This is a genomic window from Gemmata sp., from assembly GCF_051859125.1.
GTDB lineage: Bacteria > Planctomycetota > Planctomycetia > Gemmatales > Gemmataceae > Gemmata.
On sequence record NZ_JBHYGG010000302.1, the window covers coordinates 32906 to 58725 of the forward strand.

Sequence of the window (25820 nt, forward strand, 5' to 3'; positions counted from 1 at the left end):
CCAGCACGGTGCGGGGGCTCACGCGGGGGCCGGGGCGGGGTCCGCGGCCGGCTGCAGGGCGACCAGGAGCCGGTCGAGTTCCATTTCGAGGGCGCGGAAGGCGTCCGGGGCGGCGGCCAGGTTCCCGGCCTCGCCGAGCACCTCCAGGCGGAACGCGGCGGTCCCGACGCCGGCCCCGCCCAGGTAGCCGGACGACCCCTTGAGGCTGTGGGCGTTCCGGCGGACCCCGGCCGCGTCCCCGGCGAGCAGCGCCCCGCGGAGCTCGCCGAGGAGCCGCGGCCCCTCGGCCCGGAACAGTGCGGCGAGGTCGGCGAACAGCGCCTCGTCGCCGCCGAGGAGGGCGAGGGCCGCGGCCCGGTCGAACACGGTCCCGGTCGCGGGCCGCACCGCGGGCGCGGCCCGCGCCGCGGGGGCGGCCGCGGAGTACCGGGCGAGCACCGCGGCGAGGTCGTCCCGGTGGACGGGCTTGGACAGGTAGTCGTCCATCCCCGCGGCGAGGCACCGGTCCCGGTCCCCGGTCATGGCGTGGGCGGTCATCGCGACGATCGGGGTCCGCCGCTCGGCCGCGGCCTCCCCCGCGCGGATGAGCCGCGTGGCCTCGAACCCGTCCATGACCGGCATCTGCACGTCCATGAGGACCACGTCGAACGGCTCCCGCCCGACGGCCGCGACGGCCTCCCCGCCGTGGCCGGCGACGGCGACCGAGTGCCCGAACCCCTCGAGCATCCGCACGGCGACCCGCTGGTTGATGGGGTTGTCCTCGACGAGCAGGACGCGGAGCGGGCCGCCCGCGGCCCCGGCCCCCCCGGGCCGCTGGGTGCCCTGCACCGGGGTCCCCGGCCCGGCCCCCAGCGCCCGGAGGATGGCCTGGCGGAGCTCGGCCGCCTTCACCGGCTTGACCAGGTACGCGGCGAGACCGAGCGCCCGGCACCGGGCCGCGTCGTCCTGCCGGTCCGACGACGACAGCATCATGACGACCGGTCCGGCCGGCGTCGGCTCGCGGGCGAGGACCTCGGCCACGGCGAACCCGTCCATGTCGGGCATCACGGCGTCGAGGAGCACCAGCGAGTGCGCCGCGCCGGCCCCGGCGGCCCGCCGCAACTCGGCGAGCGCCTCCGGGCCGGACTCGACCCCGGTCGCCCGCGCGCCCCACAGCCGCAGCGCCTCGCACAGCACCCGGCGGTTCGTCGCGTTGTCGTCCACCACCAGGACGCTGGTCCCGTGCAGGGTCGCCACCGGCACCGCGGCGGACCGGGAGGTCGGCGCCGGGCACGCGGCGAACCGGGCCTCGAAGTGGAACCGGCTCCCGTGCCCGGGCTCGCTCTCGACCCAGATGCGGCCGCCCATGAGGGCGACGAGGCGGGCCGAGATGGTCAGCCCCAGGCCGGTCCCGCCGTACCGCCGGGTGGTGCTCCCGTCGGCCTGCGAGAACGCGTCGAAGATCGACTCGTGCAGGTGCGTCGGGACCCCGATGCCGGTGTCCTCCACGGTGAACCGGACCCGGACCCCGTCGGGGCCGGGCACCCGGTGGGCCGACACGCTCACCTCGCCGTGCTCGGTGAACTTGATCGCGTTGCCGACGAGGTTGGTCAGCACCTGCCGGAGCCGGCCCGCGTCCCCCTCCAGGACGTCGGGCACGTCGGGGCGGACGTCGTGGGTCAGCTCGAGCCCCTTCGCGTCGGCCCGCAGCGCGAGCGCCTTGAGGGTGTCGCCGACCACGTCGCGGACCCCGAACGGGACCGGGTCGAGGTCCAGCTTCCCGGCCTCGATCTTCGAGAAGTCGAGGACGTCGTTGATGACGGTGAGCAGCGCGTTGGCCGACGACTGGACCAGCGCGAGCGACTCCCGCTGGTCCGCGGTCAGGTCGGACTGGAGCACCAGTTCGGTGAGCCCGAGGATGCCGTTCATCGGGGTGCGGATCTCGTGGCTCATGTTGGCCAGGAACTCGCTCTTGGCGCGGCTCGCGGCCTCGGCCACCTCGCGCGCCCGCGACAGCTCCTCGGCCCGGCGGGTCAGCTCCGCGGCCTGCCGCTCGATCCGGTCGCGGTCCCCGGCCGCCTTCCGGCCGTACTCCCGCAGCTCCTCCTCGGTCCGCTTGCGGTCGGTCACGTCCTCGCCGGCCGCGTAGAACGTGCGGCCGTCGTGGAACGGGGTCGCGTTCCACACCACCCACCGGTACGACCCGTCCTTGTGCAGGACCCGGTTCTCGAACGCCCGCGACTTGCCCCCGGCGGCGACCTTGGCGACCTCCGCGACCGTGGCGTCCCGGTGGTCGGGGTGTACGAGGGGCAGGAACGCCTGCCCCTCCAGCTCCGCCGGCGGGTACCCCAGGACCGGCTCCCAGGCCGGGTTGAGTCGCTGGAACTGCCCCACGAAGGTGCCCACCATGAGGAGGCTGAGGGAGTCGGTGAAGATGCGGTCCCGCTCGGCCTCGGCGAGCTTCCGCTCGGTCACGTCGCGGGTGTTCACCACCAGCGCCCCGGCCCCGAACAGGTCCGGGGTGAACCGGCTGCTCCCCTCGAAGCACCGCCACGTCCCGTCCCCGGCCAGGGCCCGGACGTCCACGGGCACGGACTCGCCCGGGTGGGTCAGGGCGTACCGGAGCCGCTCCATCGTCGCGGGCAGGTCGTCCGGGTGAACGAAGCCCCAGGCGCTGGCCCCGAGCAACTCCCCGACGGGGCGGCCGAGCCGCTCGACGGACGGGCTCTCGTACAGGATCGTCCCGTCCGGGGCGATGACGGTGATGAAGTCGGTCCCCTGTTCGATCAGGGCGCGGAACCGGTACTCGCGCTCCTCCAGTTCCGCGGTCCGCTGGCGGACCAGCCCCTCGACCCCCTCGCGGCCGGCCTCGACCGCCGCCTGCCGCTCGGCGGTGGCCACCTGGTCCCGCGCGGACCGCAGGCACGAGTACGCGAGGAACACGTCGATGAACGCGACCCAGCCGATGTGCTCGACCCACCGCCACGCCCCGGCGGGGCCGCCGTAGATCGACTCGGGCCACGCCAGCCCGCGAACGAAGTGGTCGCCCGCGGCCACCAGCGACGCGGTCACCAGCACCCGCCAGTCGCGGTAGAAGCTCAACAGCGCGAGCGACCCGAACACGTGGAAGTGCGTCTCGAGCCGGCCCCCGGTGAGGTGGATGAGCAGCGCCCCGGTGAGCATCTGGCCGGCGGCGATGACGTGCCGGGTGAGCGCCTGGCCCGGCCGCAGCAGCCCCAGCGTGACGGGCAGGCTGATGACCGCAAGGCCCAGGAGCAGGGCGGCCCAGACGTGCGGGTGGGTGGACCGGTCGGCCCCGGCCCAGGCGTGCGGGGCCACCCACAGGGCCAGGCCGACGGCCGCGGCCCACTGGAACAGGAACAGGCCGACGAACAGCCGGTCGGTCCGCCGGGCGATCGCACCGCGGGTCTGCCCGACCAACTCGGCCACGCGGTCCGGGCGGGCGGCGACGGCTCCCCGTTCGGTCTGGCCCAGTTCGGGGAACGTTACGGTCGACACGGCCCCTCCCGCTCGCACGCCGGCGAAAAAAGTGGGCACCCGAACACCGGGGCGTCGGGCACCGGCGGCTCCCCGCCGGCGAGGACCGCGGCCACGGCCGAGCGCCCGGGGCACGCGCCCGCGCGGCCCCGCGCCGGCGTCACGCCCCCGGCGAACGCGACGCGGCCGGCCGCGTCGCGGGCGACGACGTGCCCGGACGTGGCGGCCCCGTCGGCCAGTGCCTCCGCTCCGCCCGCATCGCACCGCACCGCGAGCCCCAGGCGCCCGGCCGCGTCGAGCGCCGGGCCGCGCTCCCACCCCGGTTCGGTGCCCGGCGGGAGCACGAACACGACGGTCACGGCCCCGGACCCCGCCCCGTCGGCGAGGGCGGCGAGTTCCGACACGGTGGCCCGGGAGCACGGGCAGTGCGGGTGCAGGTAGGCCGTGACCCCGGGGCCGCGGCCGTGCGGGGGCGCGGTGCCGGCCGCGCCGGGGGTCCGGTCGTACCGGTCCCACGCCGCGAACCCGGCGGCCACGAGGGCCGCCCACGCCGCGACCGCGGACCGTGCGAAGAGTGTCTGGGACTTCATAAGAAGCGTCCCGGGAGGGGGACGGGGTGGTCGCTCAGGACTGGTAGATCTTTTCGAACCGGGCGGCGGCCGACGCCAGGGCCGCGAGGAGCGTCGGGTCGAACTGACCGGCCGACTCGGTCGTCATCATCCGGACCACGCGGGCGTGGGACAGGGCCGGGCGGTACGGCCGCCGGGACCGCAGGGCGTCGTACACCGAGACCAGGCCGACGACCCGGGCCGCGAGCGGGGCCGCGTCGCCGGCCAGCCCGTCCGGGTACCCGGCCCCGTCCCACCGCTCGTGGTGCGACCGGATCACCTCGGCCGCCAGGGCCAGTGCCGACAGGTCCGAGGGGCACTTCTCGGCCGTCGCGGTCACCCACTCGGCCCCCATGACCGGGTGCGTCTGCACCACCATCCGCTCGTGGTCGTCGAGCGCGGCCGGCTTGTTCAGGATGTTGTACGGCACCGCGACCATGCCGAGGTCGTGGAGCGGCGCGACGGTCTCGAGGAGGCCCACGAACCGCTCGTCCTTCAGGCGCGAGTACTCCCCCCGGTCGGGCACGGCCCCCGCCAGCGCCCGGACGTACCGCCCCATCCGCTCCGAGTGCGCCGGCCCGAGTGAGAGGATCTCGCGGAACATCTGGGCGCACAGGCCGGTCAGCGCCTGGACCGCGCTGTGCGCCCCGTTCTGGGGCGGCAGCCCGGGCGGGGCGGGGGTCCGGGTCAGGTCGGCCATGCCGACCCGCATGGTGAGGGCGGCCGCCTGCGCCGGCTCGCTCCCGGCGCGGCGGCCCAGGAGCCCGCGGACCCGGGACCGGAACTCGGCCCGCGAGAACGGCTTGGCCAGGAAGTCGTCGGCCCCGGCCTCCATGAGCCCGCCCAGGGCCTCCGGCGGGATCACCCCGGACATCAGGAGGATCAGCGGCCGCCGGTCCGTGTCGGTCGTCCGGATCGAGTCGATCAGCTTGTCCCCGGTCACCCCCGGGAGGTTCACGTCGAGGATCACGAGGTCCGCGTGCTGCCGCTGGAGGATCTCCCGGAGCGCCTCGCCGTCCGACGCCTCGGCGACCGCGTACTCGTCCCCGAGGTACAGCCGCAGGAGCTTGCGGAGGGCCGCGTCGTCCTCGACGATGACCACGCTGGGCCGGGCCGGGGCCGCGGTCGCGCTCGGCGGCCGCTCGGTCGCCTGCGGCACCCACCGGCTCAGCCCGGCCAGCGAGATCCCCACCACCCGCGCGCTCGGGGGCCGCGCGTCCGGGTCGGTGCTGAGCATCCGGTTCACCAGGGTGCACAGCTCCTCGGGCAGCTCCGGGCGGACCTGCTGGACGTTGGGCGGGGGGGCCGTGAGCCGGGTCTGGAGGTCCCGGAGCAGGTGCCCGGTCTCCGGGAACGGGTCGCGGCCGGTGAGGGCCCAGTACATGCTCGCGCCGAGGCTGAACAGGTCGGCCCGGGCGTCCACCGCGTGCGGGTCCCGGGCCTGCTCCGGGGCCATGTACCCGATGGTCCCGAGCACCGTCCCGGGCTCCGTCAGTTGCCGGTACGGGTGCAGGGCCAGTCCGAAGTCGAGGAGCTTGGCCCTCCAGTCCGGGGTCACCACGATGTTCGGGGGCTTGATGTCGCGGTGGATCAGCCCGTGCCGGTGGGCCTCGGCCAGGCCCTCGGACACCTGGCGGAACAGGTCGCACGCCCGGTTCACCGGGAGCGGCCCGCGGCTCCGGACGAACCCGTCGAGGTCCTGGCCGTTGACCAGTTCCATGACGTAGTAGTCGCGGACCGTGCCGCCCGGGTCCGGCCGGGTCCGCCCGGCGTCGAGGCACGCGACCAGGTTCGGGTGGTGGAGCCGGGCGGCCGCGCGGGCCTCGGCGTGGAACCGGCGGAGCAGCCGCGGGCACGTGTCGGCGGAGTTCACGAACACCTTGACGGCCACGTCGCGGCGCAGGTGGACGTGCTCGGCCCGGTACACCACCCCCATCCCGCCCCGGCCCAGGAGCCCGAGCACCCGGTACTGCCCGAGGGTCAGGGACGCGATGCTGCCGTCGCGGAGCGTGTCGGCCTGGAACGGGGTGAGCAGGTGCAGGGCGACGAGCCGGTCGAGGGCCGCGGGCTGCGTCGGGGCGGTCGCCACCTCGGCCCGGACCCCGGCGTCCAGTTCCTCCCACTCCTCGGGCAGGACGATCAACCGGTCCAGGAGGTCGTTCAGGAGCGACGACATGCGCCCGCTGGTCTCGCCGGGTGGGGACCCGGAGGGGCCGTGGATGGCGGTGTCGCCGGGGCGCCGGTCGACGCTGGGGGGGAAGGCCATTGATCAGGTCCGGTGAGGCCGGAGGTGAGCGGGTGCGGCCGGTGGGCCCGGCACGCAGCGCTCCTGGGCGCGCCACCTCAGTTCGGGGTTCGGGTCTCGTATCGGTCCGGGCGGCGGTGGGGCACGGCTCACGCTGCCGCGGCGGTCAGAGTGGTCCCCAGCCGGAGTTGCCGGAAGTTGGGCGCACTTCGCGACTGAGAGGCACCGAGCGACCCGCCGGGGTCCACCGGATCAGGATTCGGAGCAAATCGCAGTGGCCGCGGGGCAGAGACGAGTACGAGGTTGGGTCCGCCGGTGCGCGCCGCCGCGAATGTCGGAGTACACGACTCACAGCTGGAAAGATGGCTCTCGCTTCCGCCGGACGGTGGCGAAATGTCCTCGGTTTCGCGATGGGGTGTCGGAACTTCGGGCAATGTTCGTCCCCCCGCTGCAATTCTACGCGGTCGGCCGACACCCAATCGGAAAAACCGCCAGGTGCGGTTCCGGCCACAGGGATCGGCACGCCCCGCGGTTCGTCCGTGAGCCGACATTTTCTCCCGTGATCAGAACAGTAATTCAGACAGGTGTCAAGGTAATCGCTCGAAATCCCGGGGCGACCGACCCGGACCGCGTTGCGATCGCCCGCCCGCTCTCACCGGAGATCGGGAATCACGCGCCGATCATGTCACGGGTCGCGGCGATTGGTTCGCCCCCGGCGGGTCAGCAGTTGATGACGTTCAGGGCCAGCCCGCCCTGGGACGTCTCCTTGTACCGGGAGTTCATGTCGACGCCCGTCTGCCGCATGGTTTCGATGACCCGGTCGAGGGAGACGCGGTGGAGCCCGTCGCCGTGGAGGACCGCGAGCCGGGCGGCGTTGATCGCCTTGACCGCGCCCATGGCGTTCCGCTCGATGCACGGCACCTGAACGAGCCCGCCGACCGGGTCGCACGTGAGCCCGAGGTTGTGCTCCATGCCGATCTCGGCGGCGTTCTCGATTTGGGCGTTGGTGCCGCCCATGACGGCCGCGAGCCCGCCCGCGGCCATGCTGCACGCGACCCCGATCTCCCCCTGGCACCCCATCTCGGCGGCCGACAGCGAGGCGTTCCGCTTGAACAGCATGCCGATCGCTGCCGCCGTGAGTAAGAACGCCCGCGTCTGTTCCGCCCCCACCCCGGGGACGAACCGCCGGGCGTACTCGATCACGGCCGGGATCACGCCGGCCGCGCCGTTGGTCGGGGCCGTGACCACTTTCCCGCCCGCGGCATTTTCTTCGTTCACCGCCAAAGCGAACAGGCTGACCCAGTCCATCAGGCCGAGCGGGTCGGCCGTCCCGCGCTTCTGGAGGCTCTGGAACAACCCCGGGGCGCGGCGCTTCACGCCCAGGCCGCCCGGGAGCGTCCCCTCGGTGCGGCACCCGCGCGCGATGCACGCCTCCATCACCGCCCAGATGCGGTCCAGGCCGGCGTCGAGGTCCTCCCGGGTCCGGGCGGCCCGCTCGTTGGCGGTCACGATCGCGGGGATCGACAGGCCGGTGCGCGCGCCGATCGCGAGCAGTTCGTCCGCGGTGCGGAACGGGTGCGGCTCCGCGGTCGCGGCGGCCCCGGCCCCTTCGGGGTCGCCGTCGCGGACCACGAACCCGCCGCCGACCGAGTAGTACGTCTCGTCGGCGACCGCCCCCCCCGCCCCATCGAACGCGCGGAACCGGACGCCGTTGGGGTGGCCCGGGAGGAACTCGGACGTGTGGAACAGGAGGTCCGCGGGTTCGTCGAAGGGGACCGGGTGCGTGCCGGCCAGCGCGACCCGCCGGTCGCCGCGGACGGTCGCGAGGAACGCGGGGACCGCGTCGGGGTCCACGCCCGTCGGCCGCCACCCGGCGAGGCCCAGCAGCACGGCGGTGTCGGTCGCGTGGCCCTTGCCCGTGAGGGCCAGCGACCCGTACAGGTCCACGAGCACCCGGCGCACACCGGCGAGGCGGCCGGCCCGCTCGAGGCCGCTCGCGAACCGGTGCGCCGCGACCATCGGGCCGACGGTGTGCGAACTCGACGGCCCGACGCCGATCTTGAACAGGTCGAACACGCTCAGCGACATGGCCGCGGCCCCCGGGACGATTGCGTAGAAGGAGTCACCGGAGCCCGGGGGCGCGGACGGGCGCCCCGCCGGGGCCGGGGTCAGCGCGCCGCGTCGAGGGTGGCCCGGACCTTCCGGGCCAGCGCCACCGGGCTGAACGGCTTCTGGAGGAACGCGTCGGTCGCCTGCACGACCCCGTTGCGAACGACCGCGTCGTCGGTGTACCCGCTGACGAACAGGACCCGGGCCTCGGGCCGCCGGCCCCGGACCGCCTCGGCGAGGTCGCGGCCGCCCATCTCGGGCATCACCACGTCGGTGACCAGCAGGTGGATCGGGCCGGCGTGCGCGTCGGCGGCGCGGAGCGCCTCCGCGCCGTTGCCGGCCTCGAGCACCGCGTACCCGAGCGCCTCCAGCGACCGGCGGGCGAACCTCCGCACCGCGGGCTCGTCCTCGACGAGCAGGAGCGTCTCGGTGCCGCGCGCGACCGGGGCCGGGGTGGCGGCCGGGGCGGCCGCGTCCTCGTGCGCGGCCGCGGGGAACAGCACCGAGAACGTCGTCCCCGCGCCGACGGCGGTGGCGACGTCGATCCGCCCGCGGGCCTGGGCGACGATCCCGTAGACCGTGGCCAGCCCCAGGCCGGTCCCCTTGCCGACCCCCTTGGTGGTGAAGAACGGCTCGAAGATCTTGGCCCGCACCTCGTCGGTCATCCCCACGCCGGTGTCGCCCACCGAGAGCTGCGCGTACGGGCCGGGGCGGAGGTCGGGGAACCGCCGGTCGCCGGGCGCGACCTCGACGTTCCGGGTCTCGATGGTGAGCCGCCCGCCGGTGGGCATCGCGTCGCGGGCGTTCACCGCCAGGTTGACGACGACCTGCTCCAGTTGCCCGCGGTCGGCCTTCACCCGGTCCAGGCCCGGGGCCAGGGCGAGCCGCAGGGCCACGTCCTCGCCGAGGGTCCGCTCGAGCATCTTCCCGGTCCGGCGGACCAGGTCGTTCAGGTCGATGACCTTGGGCTCGAGGATGGTCTTGCGGCTGAACGCCAGGAGCTGGGCGGTCAGGGCGGCGGCGCGGCCCCCGGCCTCGCGGATCTCGCCGGCCGACGCCCGCCGCGGGTCGGCGTCCTGCAGTTCGTCGAGCAGCAGGTCGCAGTACCCGTTGATGATGGTGAGCAGGTTGTTGAAGTCGTGGGCCACCCCGGCGGCGAGCTGGCCGAACGCCTCCATCTTCTGCGCCTGGCGGTACTGGTCCTCGACCCGCCGCCACTCGGTCACGTCGGACCACGACCCGATCGCCTCGACCGACTCGCCGGTGGCGTCGAGCACCAGGCGGACGTCGCTCCGCACCGACCGGTACTCGCCGCTGCGGTGCCGGATCCGGAACTCGGTCGAGTACCGGCCCCGGGCGATGAGCCCGCGCTCGGCGGCGGCGACGGCCCGGTCCGCGTCGTCCGGGTGGACGGTCGCCTCCAGCCACCCCTTGCCCGCGGTCTCCCCGGGCGAGTACCCGAGCACCTCGCGCACGTTCTCGCTGACCCACGCGATGCCGCGGATCCGCTCGCCCTCGATGGCCAGCTTGTACAGCACCGCCGGGCTCGACGCGATGACGTGCTGGAGCCGCTCCTGGGCCTGGCGGGCCGCCTCCTCGGCCTCCTTGCGCTCGGTCACGTCGGTGGCGAACCCGATCACGCCGATGACCCGCCCGGCCGCGTCCCGGTGGGGGAGCTTGTCGGTCTGGAGCCAGCGCTTCCCGGCCGGGGTCGTCACCAACTCGACGATCCCCTGCCGCGGGCGGCCGGTGGCGGCGACCGCGTCCTCGTCGCGGGCGTACTGCGCCGCGAGCGGGAGCCCGAGGTCGTAATCGGTCCGCCCGAGGATCGCCTCCCGGGGCAGGCCCAGGAACCGCACCACCTCCTCGTTCACCCGGACGAACCGGTGCTCGAGGTCCTTGTAAAAGATGAGGGCTGGGACGGCGTCGAAGATCTGCTGGAGGTCGCGGCCCATCTCGGGCGGGGGGCCGGCCGGGGCGGGGGGCGGGGGCCGCCGGTCGAGGGCCCGGCGGACGGCGGCGGCGAGCCGGTCGATCCGGGCCCGGGGCACGAAGTCCGCGGCCCCGTGGAGGACGACGTCGGCCGCCGCGCACTCGCCGACCGGGTCCGACACGACCACGAGCGGCACCGCGGCCCCGCGGTCGCGGATGAGGTCGAGGGCGCGGAACGCCGGCAACTGCGGGTGCGCGTACGGGCAGAGGACGACGTCCGGGGGGGCGGCCAGGTGCGCGAGGAACTCGGGCTCCGTACCGGCGCGGGCGACCTCCGGGACGAACTCGCCGCACAACGCGTCGGCGAGCGCACCCGCGCAGGCGGGGTCGTCCGCAACGATCAGGACGCGGAGGGGCGAGGGGGTCATCGGAGTGGGTGCCCGGCCGACCGGGGCGAGAGGGGGCTCGCCACCTGGTCTGCGGTCATTCTACACCGGAACGGTGAGGGGCACCGGCGAACAGCGGTCCCGCGGGTCAGTGGGTGCCGACCCGGGTGAGCCGCCGGTACAGCCCCTTGATCCCGTCCTTCTTCACGATCGCGAGCCCGCGCTCGACGCGCCCGCGGAGGCGGCCGACCTGCGTGACCGCCCGCCACAGCCCGGTCGCGGCCGAGACCGGGGGCTTCTTCGGCGCGAGGAGGGTGGACAGCCGGCCGATCCACCCGGTCGCGTACGTGAGCCGGAGCCGGAGCCGGTCGACCGATTCGAGGAAGTTCCCGTCGCTGAGGCAGGCGTTGTCCCGGGTCGCGGACCGCCAGTTCCACTCGACCGTGCCGCGCCACGAGAACGCGCACGGGGACCGGCCCGACAGCACCGCGTACAGGAACAGGTCCTCGTTCACCGGCAGGTGCGGGTCGCGGAGCGGGGCCTGCGTCAGCAGTTCGCGGGCCGCGACCCACGAGTGCGACAGGACGTACTTGTTGCCGTCGAGGAGCTGCGCGTCGGGCACCGGCCCCCAGTACGCGAGGGTGCGGTTCTCGGAGCAGAAGTCGCCGAGCGGCCCGTGGAAGTGGGACTGGTCCTCGTAGTGGCCCGCGTCCTCCTGCACCCGGACGCCGCCGGACCGGGCCATCTTCGCGGCCCGCGGCCCGGTGAGCAGCGGCACCAGCGTGGCGACGTGGTTCGGGTGCAGGTAGTCGTCGTCGTCGAGCACCCCGAAGAACGGGGCGGTGAGCGCCCCGAGCCCGGCCCACAGCGCCTCGCTCCGGATGCCGGTGGCCTTCGCCCGCACGACCTTGAGCGACAGGAACGCGTGGCGGTACTCGCGGGTGACGGCGTCGAGGTCGGCCTCGTCGCCGAGCCACACCAGGACCACGGCGACGTTCGGGTGCGACTGGTTCTTGAGCGAGTCGAGAGCCCGGCGCACGAAGTGTGCGGGGCGGGTGCCGGCGCGCACGACGTACTCGACCGTCGGGGGCTGGGCCGGCTCCGGTGCCCCCGGCACGCTCACCAGCTTCGGCCGGTTGTACCCGGAGTGCTCCTTGATCCGCTCGACCAGTGCCGGGAGCTTCGCGAACAGCCGTTCGAGGCAGAACTTCTCGACGAAGATCCCGTGGGCGGTGCGGGCCTTGCGCTCGGCCTCGGCCGGGTTCTTGCGGACCCAGTTGACGTGCTCGGCGATCTGGTCGACGAAGTCGCGGCCGCCGGACTTCTCGACGTAGAGCACGCTGTCGCCGAAGTGCTCGCGGCCGAACTCAGCGGCGTCGGTGATGACCACCGCCCCGGCCGCGAGCGACTCGAACACCCGCATCGTCGGGATGCCGTACCGCAGGTGCTCGGGCGAGTGGATCGCCAGGGCAATGCCGGCCTCGCGGATGCGGTCGATCATCGACACGCCGTCGTACGGCACGCGGCCGCGGTAGCAGTGGGCGAGGTCGCGCCACCGGTCCTTCGGGCCGTAGATGTCGAGGGGCACCGCGGCGGCGAGCCGCTGGAACAGGTCGCCGTGCCGCGCCCCGGCGTCCCACCGCATGCCGACGTAGAACAGCCGCCGCTCGGCCGGGGGCTTGTCCGGGAACGCGGTCCGCGGGCTGCTCAGGTAGAAGAAGCTGTCGTCGATGAGCGGTTCCTTGCCGGTCGAGAAGTGCAGGTCCTCGATGTGGCGGATCACCGCGGGCGACCCGGGCAGGAAGGCGTCGTAGCTGAGCAGGTTGGTGAGCGAGCCCGGGAACAGGTCGAAGTATTCCGGCGGGTTGGTCATCATCCCGATGGTCGGGAACTCGGTCGCCTTGGGCGTCGTGTAGTGCGTGGCGAGGACGCAGTCCGGCCGGAACGCCATCACGTCGGCCGACGTGCCGGCGCGGGCGACCTCCCAGCCCATGTTGTTGAACGCTTTCAGGAACCGGTGGACCAGTTCCTTCTCGGCGGTCTCGTGGTTCGGGAAGCAGTCGTGGACTACAACGCGCATCGGCTCCGTCCTCCGTGACGCAAACGTCTTGTATCGAGCGACGGGGATACTCCCCGTGAGGTCTGAGTCATCTCCGAACGATGTTCCCGAGGTCAAGCCGTGGTCCAAATTGCCAATGCCATCAGCAGGCTGAACCCCCAAGCGTACCAGCCGCCCACGTGGAGCAGATGGGTGGCATTCTTCATGTATGGTCGCGGTAATCAATTCGCGCTGCGAGTGGTTCAGAGACAAGGAACGCAGCGAGCGCCGCTCCAATCCAGCCACCCATACACTTCAGGAATAGGAGTCGATCGCCCTGCACAAACTCTCTCGCGATCAGCCATGTGAGGACACCGAGGGCGATTGCTAACCAGAACACATACCCTTCGCGAAAGAATCGCAGCAACTTTGGTGTATATTTCCTCACACGCCGACGAAACGCGACCACGTCCTCGCCTGTATCAGCCCACTCAAAACCGGAAATAAAATCCTTTGCGTTGCAGGATGGGCAGTGAAACCAGGCAACACCGATGTACGGATTTGATAGCATATGAAAATTGTCGCCGGTCACGACTGTGGCCCGTCCACATCCTTTGTGGCGTAATGGACGTGAAACGCCATGCGTGCTTGGTAGGTGAAACTCTGGGGGTAGCGGCTTTTCACAGAATGGGCAGAGTTTGCATCTCGTGACAACTTGCCACTCGCAATGTGGGCACGGCATCCCGTTCGTTGGAAGTTCCGATGGCATAAACTGCACCGAGGCTTGCTGAACTCAGGATAGCTGGATCGGCGATCGTGCAGCGAGGCGACCAAACCTACTCAACGGTGGCATTCGTTTGCCGACGGTGAGCCAATCATTGCTTCTGTGGAGCCGCGCGCGTCGAACTTCCCGGAACAAGATACCGACACCCCACGCCCGCTCACGCCGCGGCGCGGTTGGCGGTCTGCGACAGGTACCAGGTGATGGTGCGGTCGAGGCCGTCGGCGAGGCTCACCGTCGGCTCGAACCCGAGCACCTGCTTGCACCGGGCGGTATCGAGGTAGCGGCGCGGGTGCCCGTCAGGGCGGCCGGCGTCGAACCGGATCTCGCCGCGGTACCCGACCTTCTCGGCGATGGTGAACGCGAGTTCGGCCGTCGAGGTCTCGACCCCGGTGCCGACGTTAACCGGGTCGGGCGTGTCGAGGTTCTCGGCCGCGAGGCGGATCGCGCGGGCCGCGTCCGCGGCGTACAGGAAGTCGCGGGTCGCGCGGCCGGTGCCCCACAGTTGCAGGACCGGCTGGCGGCGCTCGTGCGCCTCGATGCACTTGCGGATCATCGCCGGCACGACGTGCGAGTTCTGGAGGTCGAACGAGTCCCCGGTGCCGTACAGGTTCGTGAGCAGCAGGTTGGCCGTCTTGAACCCGTACTGCTCGCGGTACGCGGCGGCCTGCGCCATGAGCACCCGCTTCGCGAGGCCGTACGGGGCCGTTGTCGGCTCCGGGTAGCCGGCCCACAGGTCGGCTTCCTTGAGCGGCAGGGAGGCGGCCCGCGGGTACGAGCACGTCGTCCCGATCATTACCAGCTTCTCGACCCCGGCCCGCATCGAGGCGTCGATCAGTTCCGTCCCCATGATGAGGTTGCGGTACATGAACGCGCCGGGGTTGGCCTGGTTCGCGCCGATGCCGCCGACGGCCGCCGCGAGGTGGACGACCACCTCCGGCCGCGTGTCGTCGAGCAGCCGGCCGACCTGCCGCTGCAGGGTGAGGTCGTACTCGGCCTGTCGCGGCGCGAAGACGTTCCGGCACCCCGCGGCACGAAGCTCGGCGAGGACGTGGCCCCCGAGGAACCCGCCGCCGCCGGTGACCAGGATCCGTTTATCGGCGAAGCGTGCCATGCTTTGCACCCGTAGCAAGTGTCGCGACCGTCCGCCGGCGCGTGGGCGAAGTCGGCCCCGAGGGCGGGCCGGCGAACTCGCACTCCCCCGGTGCGGTCCGCGCGACGGTCCGTGTGACTGCCGGGTGTATATCGGCCACCTTCTGGACAGAAAGTGAGAGAACTTGTTCCGGAAATACTGAAGTCCGGGACAATCCTGTCGCGCGTGCCGGTCAGCTCGTAAAGCAGCGCCGGGCGGGGCGATCGGCGCAACGCGGGCACTCTGGGGCGTGTTGCCGGCCCGGCGGGGCGGGTAGACTGGGGAGCGTCCCGTGCCGCCCCGACACCCCGACGTGGCCCACCCATGACGATGACCCGCCGCGAGTTCACCGCACTCGGCCTGGCCGCTGCTTCCGGTCGGGCGACCGCGGCCGCCGAGCCGCCCCCCGCCGCGAACCTGGGGCTGCTCCTCTACTCCTACGGCCGCAGAGCGGCCGCCGAGAAGGACACGGGGTTCGCCGACCCGGTGCGGTTCCTGGAGTTCGCGAAGGCCCGCGGCGCGGCGGCCGTCCAACTGCCCCTCGGGGCGCGGCCGGAAGCGGACGCCAAACTCGTGCGCGCCGCGGCCGACAAGCTCGGTACGGGCGTCGAGGGGATCGTCGCGCCGCCGAGGGACGGCCGGGCCGACGCCGAGCGGTTCGCCGCCGAACTCGCCGCGGCCCGCACCTGCGGTGCAACGGTGGTCCGCACCGTGCTCTCGCCCGGCCGGCGGTACGAGGTGTTCGGGACCGCCGGCGACTACGCCGCGTTCGCGAAGCGCGCCGCGGAGGTGCTCCGGGTCGCCGAGCCGATCGCACGGGCCGAGAAGGTCGCGCTCGCGGTCGAGAACCACAAGGACTTCCGCACCGACGAACTCGTCGCCCTTCTGAAGAAGCTCGGCAGCGAGTGGGTCGGCGTGTGCCTCGACACCGGCAACAACCTGGCGCTGCTCGAAGACCCGGTCGGCGTCGCGGAAGCACTCGCCCCGCTGACGCTGACGGTCCACCTGAAGGACATCGGGCTCGAAGACGCGGCCGACGGGTTCCGCATGGCCGAGGTGCCGCTGGGGCAGGGCGCCCTCGATCTGAAGGCGGTGGTGGCCGCGGTGCGGAAGGCGGCGCCGCGGGCGCGGTTCCACCTGGAGATGATCACCCGCGACCCGCTGGCGGTCCCGTGCCTGGGCGAGAAGTACTGGGCGACGCTGGCCGCGGTCCCCGGCCGCGACCTGGCGGTCGCGCTGCGCCTGGTCCGGGCGCACGCGCGCAAGGAGCCGCTCCAACGGGTGACGCAGTTGAAGCCGGACGAGCAACTCGCGGCCGAGGACCGCAACGTGCGCGCGTCGTTCGCACACGCCGCGAAGGTCGGGTTGGTCCCGGGTTAAAAGGGGTCGAGTCGGTCGGAGAATTGTCCCACCGCCATGCGGTGCCGTCTGCTAGAATCGGGCACCCGTCGTTCCACCGGTGGTGCCCTCATGCCGACGATCAAGGTCCGCTGCCCCGAGTGCGACGCCCGCGTGGTGCGCGAGGTCCGGGCCGTCCGCAAGGAGACCGAGGTCACGCTCACCTGCCGGCAGTGCGACCACGAGTTCACCGAAGTCGTCGGCCCCGCGGCCGCGAAGTCGAAGGCGCCCCTGATCGTCGGCGGCGCGCTGCTCGGCGCCGCGCTGGTCGCCGCGGTCGTGGTCCTCGCCACCAGCGGCGGCAAAGACAAGGACAAGGGGAAGGACGCGGCGAAGACCGACCCGCCCGCGAAGGCCGCGCCGAGGCAGCAACCGCGGCCGAACCCGAACCCGGTTCCCACGCCCCCGAACCCGAACCCGCCGGTCCCGGTTCCGGACCCGGTTCCGAGCCCCGAGCCGCAGCCCACCTTTCCACCCGATCAACCGGTCGGCGCTGGCGAGGACGACGTGTTCGCTCGCGCCGCTGCGTTCAAGCCCGTCGGGCCGCTGCCCGAACTCCCGCCCCTGCCGCCGACCGACCGCCGGCCGGTGCTGACGCTCGACCCGGGCGGGCACACGGCGTTCGTCAAGCACGCGTTCTTCACCCCGGACGGCGAGCGCGTCATCACCATCGGCGACGACAAGGCCGTGCGGTTCTGGAGCATCGCGACCGGCGAGTCGCTCGTCACCGTCCCGCTCCCGGCCGGCCCGGACATCGAGGGCATCCCGCACGGGGCGGCGCTGTCGCCCGACGGCAAGCACCTGGCGATCGGCGCGTTCCCGCTGAACCGCGGCAGGTCCGGGCTGCCGATCTACGTCCTGTCCACCGCCACCGGCGAGTACGAAAAGGTGGTCGGCGGGTCGCGCGAGGTGCAGACGGCGCTCGACTACTCCCCGGACGGCAAGCGGCTCGCGGTCGGGTGCGGGAACGGCACGCTCCAGGTCATCGAGATCGACGGCGGGAGGTCCGTGTACGAGACGCCGGCACACCGCGACAGCATCGTCGGCGTGCGGTTCAACCCGAAGAACCCCGTGATCGCCACCGTCGGCCGCGAGAGCACGGTGGCGATCTGGTCACCGGCCGACCGCACGAAACCGGTCGCGGTGATCGATCTGACCGGGAAGAAGCCGAACACCATCGACTGGTCCTCCGACGGCAAGACGCTCGCGGTCGGGTGCGTCAGCGGGGAGGTGTACCTGTACGACGCGGCCGGCACGCCGCTCCGAACGATCCCGCCGGTCCTGGAGCGCGGCGCGCCGATGCAGATCAACCAGATGCGGTTCCTCCCCGGCGACAAGCAACTGATCTACGGCGGCATCGCGTACAGCGGGTGGGTCGGCGTCATCGACGTGGCGACCGGCGACCGGCCGGTGACCGTGAAGGAGCACTCGAACACCGTGCGGGCCGTGGCGTGCAACGCCGACGGGTCGCTGGCCGTCACCTCGGGCGGCGAGGCGCACGAGACGGTCGTGTGGAAGACGAGCGACGGCACGGTGGTCCGCAGGTTCGCCGGCGCGAGCCGCGGGCTGTGGGCGGTCGGCTGGGGCCGCGACGGGAAGTCGGTCGCGTGGGGGTCGGTCAACGGGGCGGGGCCGGACGGCCTCGCGGCCCTCGACTCCTCGCTGCGACTCGACGAACTGACCGCCGGCCCGCGGCCCAACCCCGCCGCGTACCAGCGGCACGTCCGCGACGCCGGCGGCCTGTCGGTGACGGTGAACGACTTCTTCAGCTTCACCGTGTCGGAGAACGGCAGGCAACTGTACCGGCACACGGCCGCACCCGCGGGGAACCGCATCTACAGCGTGTCGATCGTCCCGGGCAAGGGGATCGTGGTCGGCGCGTCGTTCGCGATGTACCTGATCGACGCCCGCACCGGGGCCGAACTGCGGCGGTTCCACGGCGACAACGGGCTGACCACGGCGGTCGCCCCGGCGCCCGACGGCCGGCACTTCGTCACCGGGTCGAGCGATCAAATCGTGCGCGTGTGGTCGCCGGACCAGAGCGAGCCGCTGCTGTCGGTGTTCGGCGTGAACCGCGAGTGGATCGCGTGGACCCCGCGGGGGTACTACGCCTGTTCGCCCCACGGCGAGCGGCTCATCGGGTGGCAGTTGAACAACGGGATCGACCGCGAGCCGAGCGTCCACCCGGCGGTGCGGTTCCGCGCGTCGCTGTACCAGCCGGACGTGCTGAAGTACCTCGTCCCGGCCGGGAACCTGCAGCTCGCGCTGGCGATGGCCGCGAAGTACGACCGGCAGGCGGTCGCGGCGACCGGCCTGGCCGACGTGCTGCCGCCCGCCGTGACGCTCAACGCGCCGGCGGCCGCTACCGACAAGGTCGCGGTCCGGGCCGCCGCCACGGGGACCGCGAAGAACCCGATCACGGCCGTGCGGCTCCTCGTGGACGGACGGCCGTACGAGGGGGCCGCCGGGGTCCAGAAGTTCGACCCGGCCCAGGTGAAGGCCGAGGCGACGTGGCAGGTCTCGCTCCCGCCGGGGCCGCACACGCTCTCCGCACAGGCCGAGTCGGCCGTCAGCAAGGGCGTCTCGACTCCGGTCGCGGTCACGTTCCAGGGGAAGGTGCAGCTCCCCAACCTGTACGTGCTGGCCGTCGGCGTGTCCGACTACCCCGGCGACATGAAGCTCAACTACGCCGCGTCCGACGCCACGCTGCTCACCGGCGCGCTGCGGGACAAGTCGAGGCCCGTGTTCGGGACGATCGAGGTGAGGGTCGTGACGGACCGGGACGCGACCCGGTCCGGCATCCTGGAGGGGCTCGACTGGCTCAAGGGGAAGATGACCGCGAAGGACGTGGGCGTGTTCTCGTTCTCCGGGCACGGGGCCCGCGACCCGCGGACCGGCGCGTTCTACCTCGTCCCCGTGGACGTGACCGACGACTTCGCGAAGACGTGCGTGTCCGGCGACGAGTTCAAGAGCCGGCTGGAGAACATGCCCGGCCGGCTGGTCGCCGTGCTCGACGCCTGCCACTCCGGGGCCGCGAGCGGGACACCCGAGCCGAAGGGCGGCCGCCCGCCGAGGGCCAAGCCCGCCGCGGGCCGGGCCGACAACCTCGTCCGCGACCTGGTGACCGACGACTACGGCGTCGTGGTCATGTGCTCGTCGCTGGGGATGGAGTACTCACTCGAAAGCCCCGCGACGAAGGCCGGGTTCTTCACGCTCGGGCTGGTCGAGGGGCTCGCGGGCAAGGCCGACTTCAACAAGGACGGCGTCGTCTACATGCACGAACTCGACGTGTACGCGACGCTGCGGGTCGCCCAACTCAGCGGCGGCCGCCAGAACCCGACCACCGGCCGACCGCCGACGGTCCGCTCGTTCCCGATCTCGAAACCGTGAATGGTTCCGGAGTGTCCGAGCGGGCGATTCCTGACCGGTCCTCGTCACGGACGCCGCAAGCACTTAACGCTTTGCTGCTTGCGGCTCGGCTGCTTGCCATGACGGTCATTCTTCCGGTCAAGTGTGGTTGATTCCGGACTTCAGGATGGTTCCGGACGAGGGGTGTCCGTGTCGCCCGGAACCATTGAGAACCGCGACCGCTACCACCCCTCGGCGTCGCACACGACGAGGCCGCGCTCCCCGGCGACGGCGAACGTCAGCCCGTCGGGGGCGACCGCGACGCCGAACACCCCGCCCAACTCGAAGTCGTAGGCCGCCCGCACGGTGCCGGTCGCGGCGTCGAACACCTCGACCCCGCCCGGCTTGCCGCCGGCCACCACCGACCGGCCGCCCGGGAACGCGGCCGCGCACGTTAGCACCCGCGACGCCGTTTTGATCTTCCGCGGCTTGCCGGGCTTCGCCGCATCAACGAGGTACAGGTAGCTGCCCGCCGCCACGACCGCCCCGGCCGAGCCGGGGAGGAACGCGACCGCCTCGGGCCGCGACGCCGCGAGCGCGTGCGACACCTCCGCCGGTCCCCCCGCGACCGAGGAGAACCCGACGCGCCCGTCACCCGCAACGGCGAGGAGCGGGCGGTCCGGGGCGAAGGCGAGCGAGAAGGCAGTGGTATCGGAGAGGGGGCCGTCGCCGCCCGGGTTCCACCAGTGGCCGCCGGCCCCGGCGGTGATGTTCCCGCCGCCGAGCCGGCGGGCCGCCGCGGCCAGCGTCCGCCCGTCGTGGGAGAACGACAGCGACCACACCGACCGCGGGAACTGGACGTGGGGGAGGTCCGGCTCGGCGAGCGCTCGGCCCGTGGCCATATCGCATACCGGAACCGGGGTGCCGCCGTCGGCGTTGCGCGGGTGTCGCCCGGCGTAGGCGAGCGAGCGGCCGTCGGGGCTGATGGCGACGGCGTACACCGGGCCGCTCGCCTTTGCGACGACCGCGCCCGTGCCCGTGCGGTCCCACACGCGGACGGTCCGGTCGTCTCCCGCGGAGACGAGTCGGCCGTCCGGGGCGAACGCGACCGCCCGCACGTTCCCGGTGTGCCCTTCGAGTCGCCTCATGTCGGTCCTGGCGGGGGAGTCGCGTTGAACCCGGCACGGCGCTTGCACCGGGAGTCGCAGGTCGGACGCGAACCCGGTGAAGCACGCACATGGAAAACACGGAACTGGCGGCTCTGGTCCTCGCCGCGATGGCGTTCGTCGCCGGAACGGTTGTCGGACGCGCGACCGCTCGGACCGAGCGGCGGCGCGACGCCCGCGCGCAGGAGCGCGAGGGCGATCGGCCCCTCAGGAACACGCGGCCGGTCCCGGACCGGACCGGGCGACGCGCCGGGGCCGGTGCGCGGACCCCCGACACCGTCTGTTCGGTTACTTGACGCGCCGCAGCGCGTCGATCTTCTCTTGCAGTTTGGCGGCGTCCGTCTCGGTCGCGCCGAGCGGTTGCGGGTCGACCTTCGCCTCGCGCGTGTACCCGACGTGCTTCATCCACCCGCCCGACCGCAGCGCCCGCTTCGCGGCGACCAGCTTGAACAGCGGGTCCTTCTGGACGTCCGCGAACGCCTCGTCGGGCACATTCTCCCCGAGGGCCGCCAGGACCGTGCGGGCCATCAGCACGTGGCCTTCGTCGCCGGGGTGGACCTTGTCCCGTGAGAACGGCTCGGTGCGGGCGTCGCGCGCCTTCCGCATGGCGGCGTGCAGGTCGATCACCGTCACCCCGGGCACCTTCAGTTCGGTCTCCCACTTCGCGTACTCGGTCAGCACCGCGTCGTAGTTGAACTCGCCGGCCTTCGGAGCGAAGTCGTAGATCGGCGGGGTGACGAGGTACACCTCCTTCACGCCGGCCGCCTTGCACTGCTCGATCAGCTTGGTGACGCCCTTCTGGAACGCCCCGAACCGCTCCTTGTCGAGCGGCTGGTAGATGCCGTCGTTGATCCCGTAGCACGCGAAGACGACATCGGGCTTGGCCCGGTCCAGCAGGCGGCCGAGCCGCTCGAAGACGCACGGGCGGGGGAACTTTCCGCCGGCGTGGCCGTCCTCGCTCAGCCCCGAGAGCGTCTCGCTCGCGAGCCCCAGGCCGAGGACGTCGAAGTCCGCCTTTGGGTGGAGCTTTTCCAGGTAATAGCTGACGAGGGCGACGTACCCGCCGGCCTGCGTGATACTGTCCCCGAGGAACACCACCCGCTTCCCGGCGAGCGAACCGGCCTCCTGCGCCCGGACCGCGGGTGCGGCGAGCAGGACGGCGGCGAGTGCGGCGACGCGAACCATGACTCCTCCCGGAGCGTGTGACCCGCCGGCGTGCCGCCGCGAGGGAGACTCGCGGGGCCGACCGGTGTGGTCATCATGGTCGCGGGGGGCGGCACGGCCAGTCCCGCAGCGTGTGCGGGGCGGCCGCCGTCGGAGCGCGGGGGAGCGCGGGGGTGCCCGGGCGGAACACCGGGAGCGGGCTGACGAATCAGCCCCGCAACAGCCGGTAGCCGAGGCGGAGGGTGGTGAAGAGCTGGAACGTGACCGACGCGACCACCGCGGTGGTGAGGACGAGGGTCAGTGCGTCAGCGAGGAGTGCGGCGGCCATCGGGGTCCGTCCCGTGTACGTTGCGGGCTTGCGTGTGGGTTGCACACACGGACGCCCGCAACGCGGGGGCTTGCGCGGCGGGGCCGCGCCCGGGACCGCCCGGCCGTCACGACGTGACGGCGGAGCCGGCCTTGGAGAACGTGTTGTTGGCGTTCTTCCCGAGGGCCGTCACGGCGGCGATGCAGACCACAATGATGAGGGCCAGCATCACGGCGTACTCGACCGCCGTCGGACCGTCTTCCTTCTTGATGAACGACACCAGATTCTTCGTCAGGCTACGCATGGGACTCTCCGTCGGGTGGGACCACTGGCGCTGAGGTTGGGCAGGGCACCTTGCGAGAGGTGGGCCTGTTTGCGGGTGCTGCGCCGGCACTGATGTCTAGTTCCACTCGTCCCGTCGGACAAGTTTTTCTGTCTGGATGGGTTGGGAAGCATGTCGGATTTCCCGGCATTCGGGCCGTCGGCACCCGCTCGTGCCTCGGTCTGAATTGCGAGTCGCAACGCCCGTCTCGCTGAGCGGTTGTGGACGCGCGATTGTATCCGCACCCGATCGCGTCGGTTCGCCCCACCCGGGCAGCACGCGCCCGCGGGGCCCCCTGACCGTTGTCGGCTCAGGGGTTCGGCGCGATCCCGGAGCGGCCTGCGGGCGGCACCCGCAAACGCACGGACCTGTCTCGAAGGGTGGCGACTGGCGAATCGGCGCGGGTCTGTGTACTGCCAACTCAGGTCGGGGCAGAAAGGGACTCGCGCGGCGTGCGGGGGAGAATTTCTTCCGAACGGCCCGCCCCGAGCGGCCCAATCGGTCGGACGACTCAACCGGACCGGGTGCGGCGGCAGGGTACTTCCAGAATCCGCTTGAGCGGTGGCCGCCCGACCCCTCGGGCTCCGAGAGCCGGGTGCGCGGGGCGGGCCCGTGGTCGGGCGGCCCCGGGGTCATAATTTGTCACCTGGGCACGTATCACGGCGACACGAGACCGCACCCCATGAACCCCCTCGCTCTGGCCCCGCTCCCGCTCCGTGCGGCCGCCGCGGTACTCGCCCTCGCGCTCTCCGGTGGGGCGCTCCGGGCGGACCCCGGCATCATCTCGCCGGCCGAGGCGCAGAAGCTCATCGCGTCGCCCGACCCGGCCAAGCGGCCCGTCGTGCTCGACACCCGCGGCGGGTACAAGGACTACTTCCGCGGCCACCTGCCGACCGCCCACCACCTGAACTTCGACACGCTCCGCGGCACCGACAACGGCGTCCCCGTGCAGTACCTCCCGGACGACCTCACCCGGGCGCTGCTCGTCCGCGCCGGGGTGGACAAGGACCGCACCCACCTCATCTACGCCACCGGCGCCAAACTGCCCAACGACGAGATCCTCAGCGCCAGCATGGTCGCCTACGTCCTGGAGAAGTACGGGGTCAAGGACGTCCGCATCGTGGACGGCGGGCTGCCCGCGTGGGCGGCCGCGAAGCTCCCCGTCACGCAGGAGTACTTCGGTAACCCGAAGGGGGCGCTGCCCGAGAAGGGGAACCCGGAGATCGCCCTGACGGTCGACGACGTCCTGAAGCGGAAGCCCGGCGCGGTGCTCGTGGACGCCCGGCCGCACAACGAGTACGTCGGCGACGACGACGTCTGGCTGCGGAAGGGGCACATCCCCGGGGCGATCAGCTTTCACTGGGCGCGGCTGATGGACAAGGACAACACCCACCAGTTCCTGCCGTTCGAGAAGGTGAGGGCCGAACTGGAGGCCGCGGGGCTGACGCCGGACAAGGAGATCCTCGTGTACTGCGGCACCTCGCGCGAGGGGAGCCTGCTGCGGTTCTACCTGCGGCACGTCGCGAAGTACCCGAACGTGCGGCTCTACGAGGGGTCGTGGAAGGAGTACGCCGCGCTCAAGCAGCACCCGGCCGAGACCAAGGAAAACACGTCGAAGTAGGCCGCCCCATGCTCCCCGCGACCCTGTTCCTGGCGGCGTGCTTCGTCGCGTTCACGAACGGCGCGAACGCCAACTTCAAGGGCGTCGCGTCGCTCTACGGCAGCGGGACCACGACCCTGCGGGCCGCGGCCCGGTGGGGGACCGCGGCGACGTTCGCCGGGTCGGTCGCGGCGCTGTTCCTGGCCCGGGGGCTGGTGGCCGCGTTCGGCGGCCGCGGCGTCGTGCCCGACGCGCTCGTGGCCGACCCGGCCTTTCTGTGCGCTGTGGCCCTCGGCGCCGCGGCGACGAGCTTCCTCGCGACCCGCCTCGGGTTCCCCGTCTCGACGACGCACGCGCTGGTCGGCGCGCTCGCGGGCGCGGGGCTGGCCGGCAGCGGCGAGGTGCGGTTCGCGGCGCTCGTGACGCTGTTCGCGTACCCGCTGTTCTTCAGCCCCGTCGTCGCGGCCGCCGCCGGGGCGGCGCTGGCGCTCGTGCTCAGGGCGGCCGGGTTGCTGCCGGACCGCCGCACGCCGGCGCTCGACGCGGCGCACGTCCTGAGTGCCGGCGTCGCGAGCTTCGCCCGCGGTCTGAACGACACGCCGAAGATGGCCGCGCTGGTGCTCGCGGTGCCCGGGATGGATGTGGGGTTGGGGTTCCTGGCCGTCGCCGCGGCGGTCGCTCTGGGCGGCCTGCTCGACATCGACCGGGTCGCCGAGACGCTCGGCAAGAAGGTGGCCGACATGAACCCCGGGGAGGGGTTCGCCGCGAGCCTCGTGACCGCCGGACTGGTCACCACCGCGAGCCTGCACGGCCTGCCGGTGAGCACCACTCACGTGAGCGTGGGCGCGCTGCTCGGGATCGGCGCGGCCGGCGGCCGGGCCCACTGGCGGAAGGCGGGCGAGATCCTCCTCGCGTGGGTCAGCACGGTCCCGTGCGGGGCCGCGCTCGCGGCGGCCGCTTACGCGGCGCTGACCGCGGCCTGACCGCCCCCTGCTCCCGCGGGTCACCCGACCGGCGGGTGCTCCTCGGTCGCCTCGCCCGCCGGTTCGTCGTCCTCGCCCAGGAGCCGGGCGGCCTCGTCCTCGGTCATGTGCTCGCGGTCGGTGACCGTCTCGCCCTGCGCCCGGACGGCCACGACGGTGTCCCCCCCGGACCGCCGCTGGGGCGAGCCCGCGATGCGGACGATGAACCGGAGCGGCCCGACCCGCACCTCGTCGCCGTCGTTGAGCGGGCAGTCCGCCAGTAACAGGTCGTCGTTGAGGAACGTGCCGTTGGTGCTGTCCAGGTCGCGGATGACGGCGCGGCCGTCGCGCTCTTCGATGACGCAGTGCTCGTGACTGACCAGCGCGCTGGCCGGGCGGAGGTGGCACCCGGCCGCGCGGCCGATCACGAACGGCAGCACCAGCGGGATGGCCCGGCCCTCGTGGGGGCCGGCGGCGACGACGAGGCTGAGTGCGGGTTTGGTGGTCGTATTCATTACGGGTGGTCCGCTCGGCTCTTCGGGACACAAGGGGGCGAGTGCCGCGGTCGGTCGGGAGGCGTCCCGTATTCGGGGCGAACGCTCGCCCGTTCTCGGTGGATCGTCCGACCGCGTCGCGTACGGGTGGGTGCCCGCGAGGAGAGCGGAACCCAGCGGGAGGGGCGGCGAGTACCGCCGCTCGCCACCCCCCTAGCGATAGTCTCGAGCTCCGGGGCGGCAACTGCGAACACCCACGTATTCACGGGAACTTCATGGGTCGGACGGGCGGCCGGCCGGTGATTCCGGTACGCCGGCCCCGAGTGGGCGGTTCGCTGGCGGGGGCGCATT

At 72.7% G+C, this 25820-nt stretch carries 16 protein-coding genes; 4 read left to right on the forward strand and 12 right to left on the reverse strand.

The genetic code is table 11. From position 1 onward, the window contains the following. Positions 1-18 precede the first annotated feature (18 nt). From ACTIGN_RS32375 to ACTIGN_RS32410, 8 genes are all read right to left on the reverse strand, one after another. Complete coding sequence (locus ACTIGN_RS32375) at positions 19-3498, reverse strand: response regulator (RefSeq protein WP_439631769.1); 3480 nt, start codon at positions 3496-3498, stop codon at positions 19-21. Continuing rightward, on the reverse strand, positions 3486-4067 hold the full coding sequence (locus ACTIGN_RS32380) for a RedB protein (protein WP_439631771.1): 582 nt from the start codon (positions 4065-4067) through the stop codon (positions 3486-3488). The genes ACTIGN_RS32375 and ACTIGN_RS32380 overlap by 13 nt, the downstream gene beginning before the upstream one ends. Before the next feature lie 34 nt (positions 4068-4101). Then, positions 4102-6261 (reverse strand): protein kinase domain-containing protein, encoded by a 2160-nt coding sequence (locus tag ACTIGN_RS32385; RefSeq protein ID WP_439631773.1) that lies wholly within the window; start codon positions 6259-6261, stop codon positions 4102-4104. 789 nt (positions 6262-7050) lie between these two features. Beyond that, positions 7051-8418, reverse strand: coding sequence for an L-serine ammonia-lyase (locus ACTIGN_RS32390; protein WP_439631775.1), 1368 nt, complete (start codon positions 8416-8418; stop codon positions 7051-7053). Positions 8419-8498: 80 nt separating this feature from the next. Then, the gene (locus ACTIGN_RS32395; protein ID WP_439631777.1) at positions 8499-10799 is read right to left on the reverse strand and encodes a response regulator; all 2301 of its coding nucleotides are present in this window, start codon (positions 10797-10799) and stop codon (positions 8499-8501) included. A 106-nt stretch (positions 10800-10905) separates the two neighbouring features. Beyond that, positions 10906-12837 (reverse strand): glycosyltransferase family protein, encoded by a 1932-nt coding sequence (locus ACTIGN_RS32400; protein ID WP_439631779.1) that lies wholly within the window; start codon positions 12835-12837, stop codon positions 10906-10908. A 181-nt stretch (positions 12838-13018) separates the two neighbouring features. After that, positions 13019-13387: a hypothetical protein gene (locus tag ACTIGN_RS32405; RefSeq protein ID WP_439631781.1), complete on the reverse strand. Its 369-nt coding sequence runs from the start codon at positions 13385-13387 to the stop codon at positions 13019-13021. A gap of 349 nt (positions 13388-13736) precedes the next feature. Further along, on the reverse strand, positions 13737-14690 hold the full coding sequence (locus ACTIGN_RS32410) for a GDP-L-fucose synthase family protein (RefSeq protein WP_439631783.1): 954 nt from the start codon (positions 14688-14690) through the stop codon (positions 13737-13739). A 342-nt stretch (positions 14691-15032) separates the two neighbouring features. Here ACTIGN_RS32410 and ACTIGN_RS32415 point away from each other — a divergent pair, with 342 nt between their 5' ends. Beyond that, positions 15033-16088, forward strand: a complete 1056-nt coding sequence (locus ACTIGN_RS32415) for a sugar phosphate isomerase/epimerase family protein (RefSeq protein ID WP_439631785.1) — start codon at positions 15033-15035, stop codon at positions 16086-16088. Positions 16089-16178: 90 nt separating this feature from the next. Continuing rightward, positions 16179-19496 carry a caspase family protein gene (locus tag ACTIGN_RS32420; protein ID WP_439631787.1) on the forward strand — a complete coding sequence of 1106 codons (3318 nt, stop codon included), beginning with the start codon at positions 16179-16181 and terminating at the stop codon, positions 19494-19496. Positions 19497-19696: 200 nt separating this feature from the next. Here ACTIGN_RS32420 and ACTIGN_RS32425 read toward each other — a convergent pair whose 3' ends face one another. The 3 genes from ACTIGN_RS32425 to ACTIGN_RS32435 all read right to left on the reverse strand — a co-directional run bounded on the left by ACTIGN_RS32425 (position 19697) and on the right by ACTIGN_RS32435 (position 22395). Beyond that, the gene (locus tag ACTIGN_RS32425) at positions 19697-20602 is read right to left on the reverse strand and encodes a WD40 repeat domain-containing protein (protein WP_439631789.1); all 906 of its coding nucleotides are present in this window, start codon (positions 20600-20602) and stop codon (positions 19697-19699) included. A 306-nt stretch (positions 20603-20908) separates the two neighbouring features. Next, positions 20909-21805: an SGNH/GDSL hydrolase family protein gene (locus ACTIGN_RS32430; RefSeq protein ID WP_439631791.1), complete on the reverse strand. Its 897-nt coding sequence runs from the start codon at positions 21803-21805 to the stop codon at positions 20909-20911. 413 nt (positions 21806-22218) lie between these two features. Beyond that, positions 22219-22395: a Flp family type IVb pilin gene (locus ACTIGN_RS32435; protein ID WP_439631793.1), complete on the reverse strand. Its 177-nt coding sequence runs from the start codon at positions 22393-22395 to the stop codon at positions 22219-22221. Between the two features lie 700 nt (positions 22396-23095). Between ACTIGN_RS32435 and ACTIGN_RS32440 the strand changes: the two genes are divergently transcribed. Further along, positions 23096-24034 carry a sulfurtransferase gene (locus ACTIGN_RS32440; protein WP_439631795.1) on the forward strand — a complete coding sequence of 313 codons (939 nt, stop codon included), beginning with the start codon at positions 23096-23098 and terminating at the stop codon, positions 24032-24034. Positions 24035-24042: 8 nt separating this feature from the next. After that, on the forward strand, positions 24043-24996 hold the full coding sequence (locus tag ACTIGN_RS32445; RefSeq protein WP_439631797.1) for an inorganic phosphate transporter: 954 nt from the start codon (positions 24043-24045) through the stop codon (positions 24994-24996). A 20-nt stretch (positions 24997-25016) separates the two neighbouring features. Here the strand turns inward: ACTIGN_RS32445 and ACTIGN_RS32450 are convergent, their stop codons facing one another. After that, on the reverse strand, positions 25017-25490 hold the full coding sequence (locus ACTIGN_RS32450; RefSeq protein WP_439631799.1) for an FHA domain-containing protein: 474 nt from the start codon (positions 25488-25490) through the stop codon (positions 25017-25019). Positions 25491-25820: the final 330 nt, after the last annotated feature.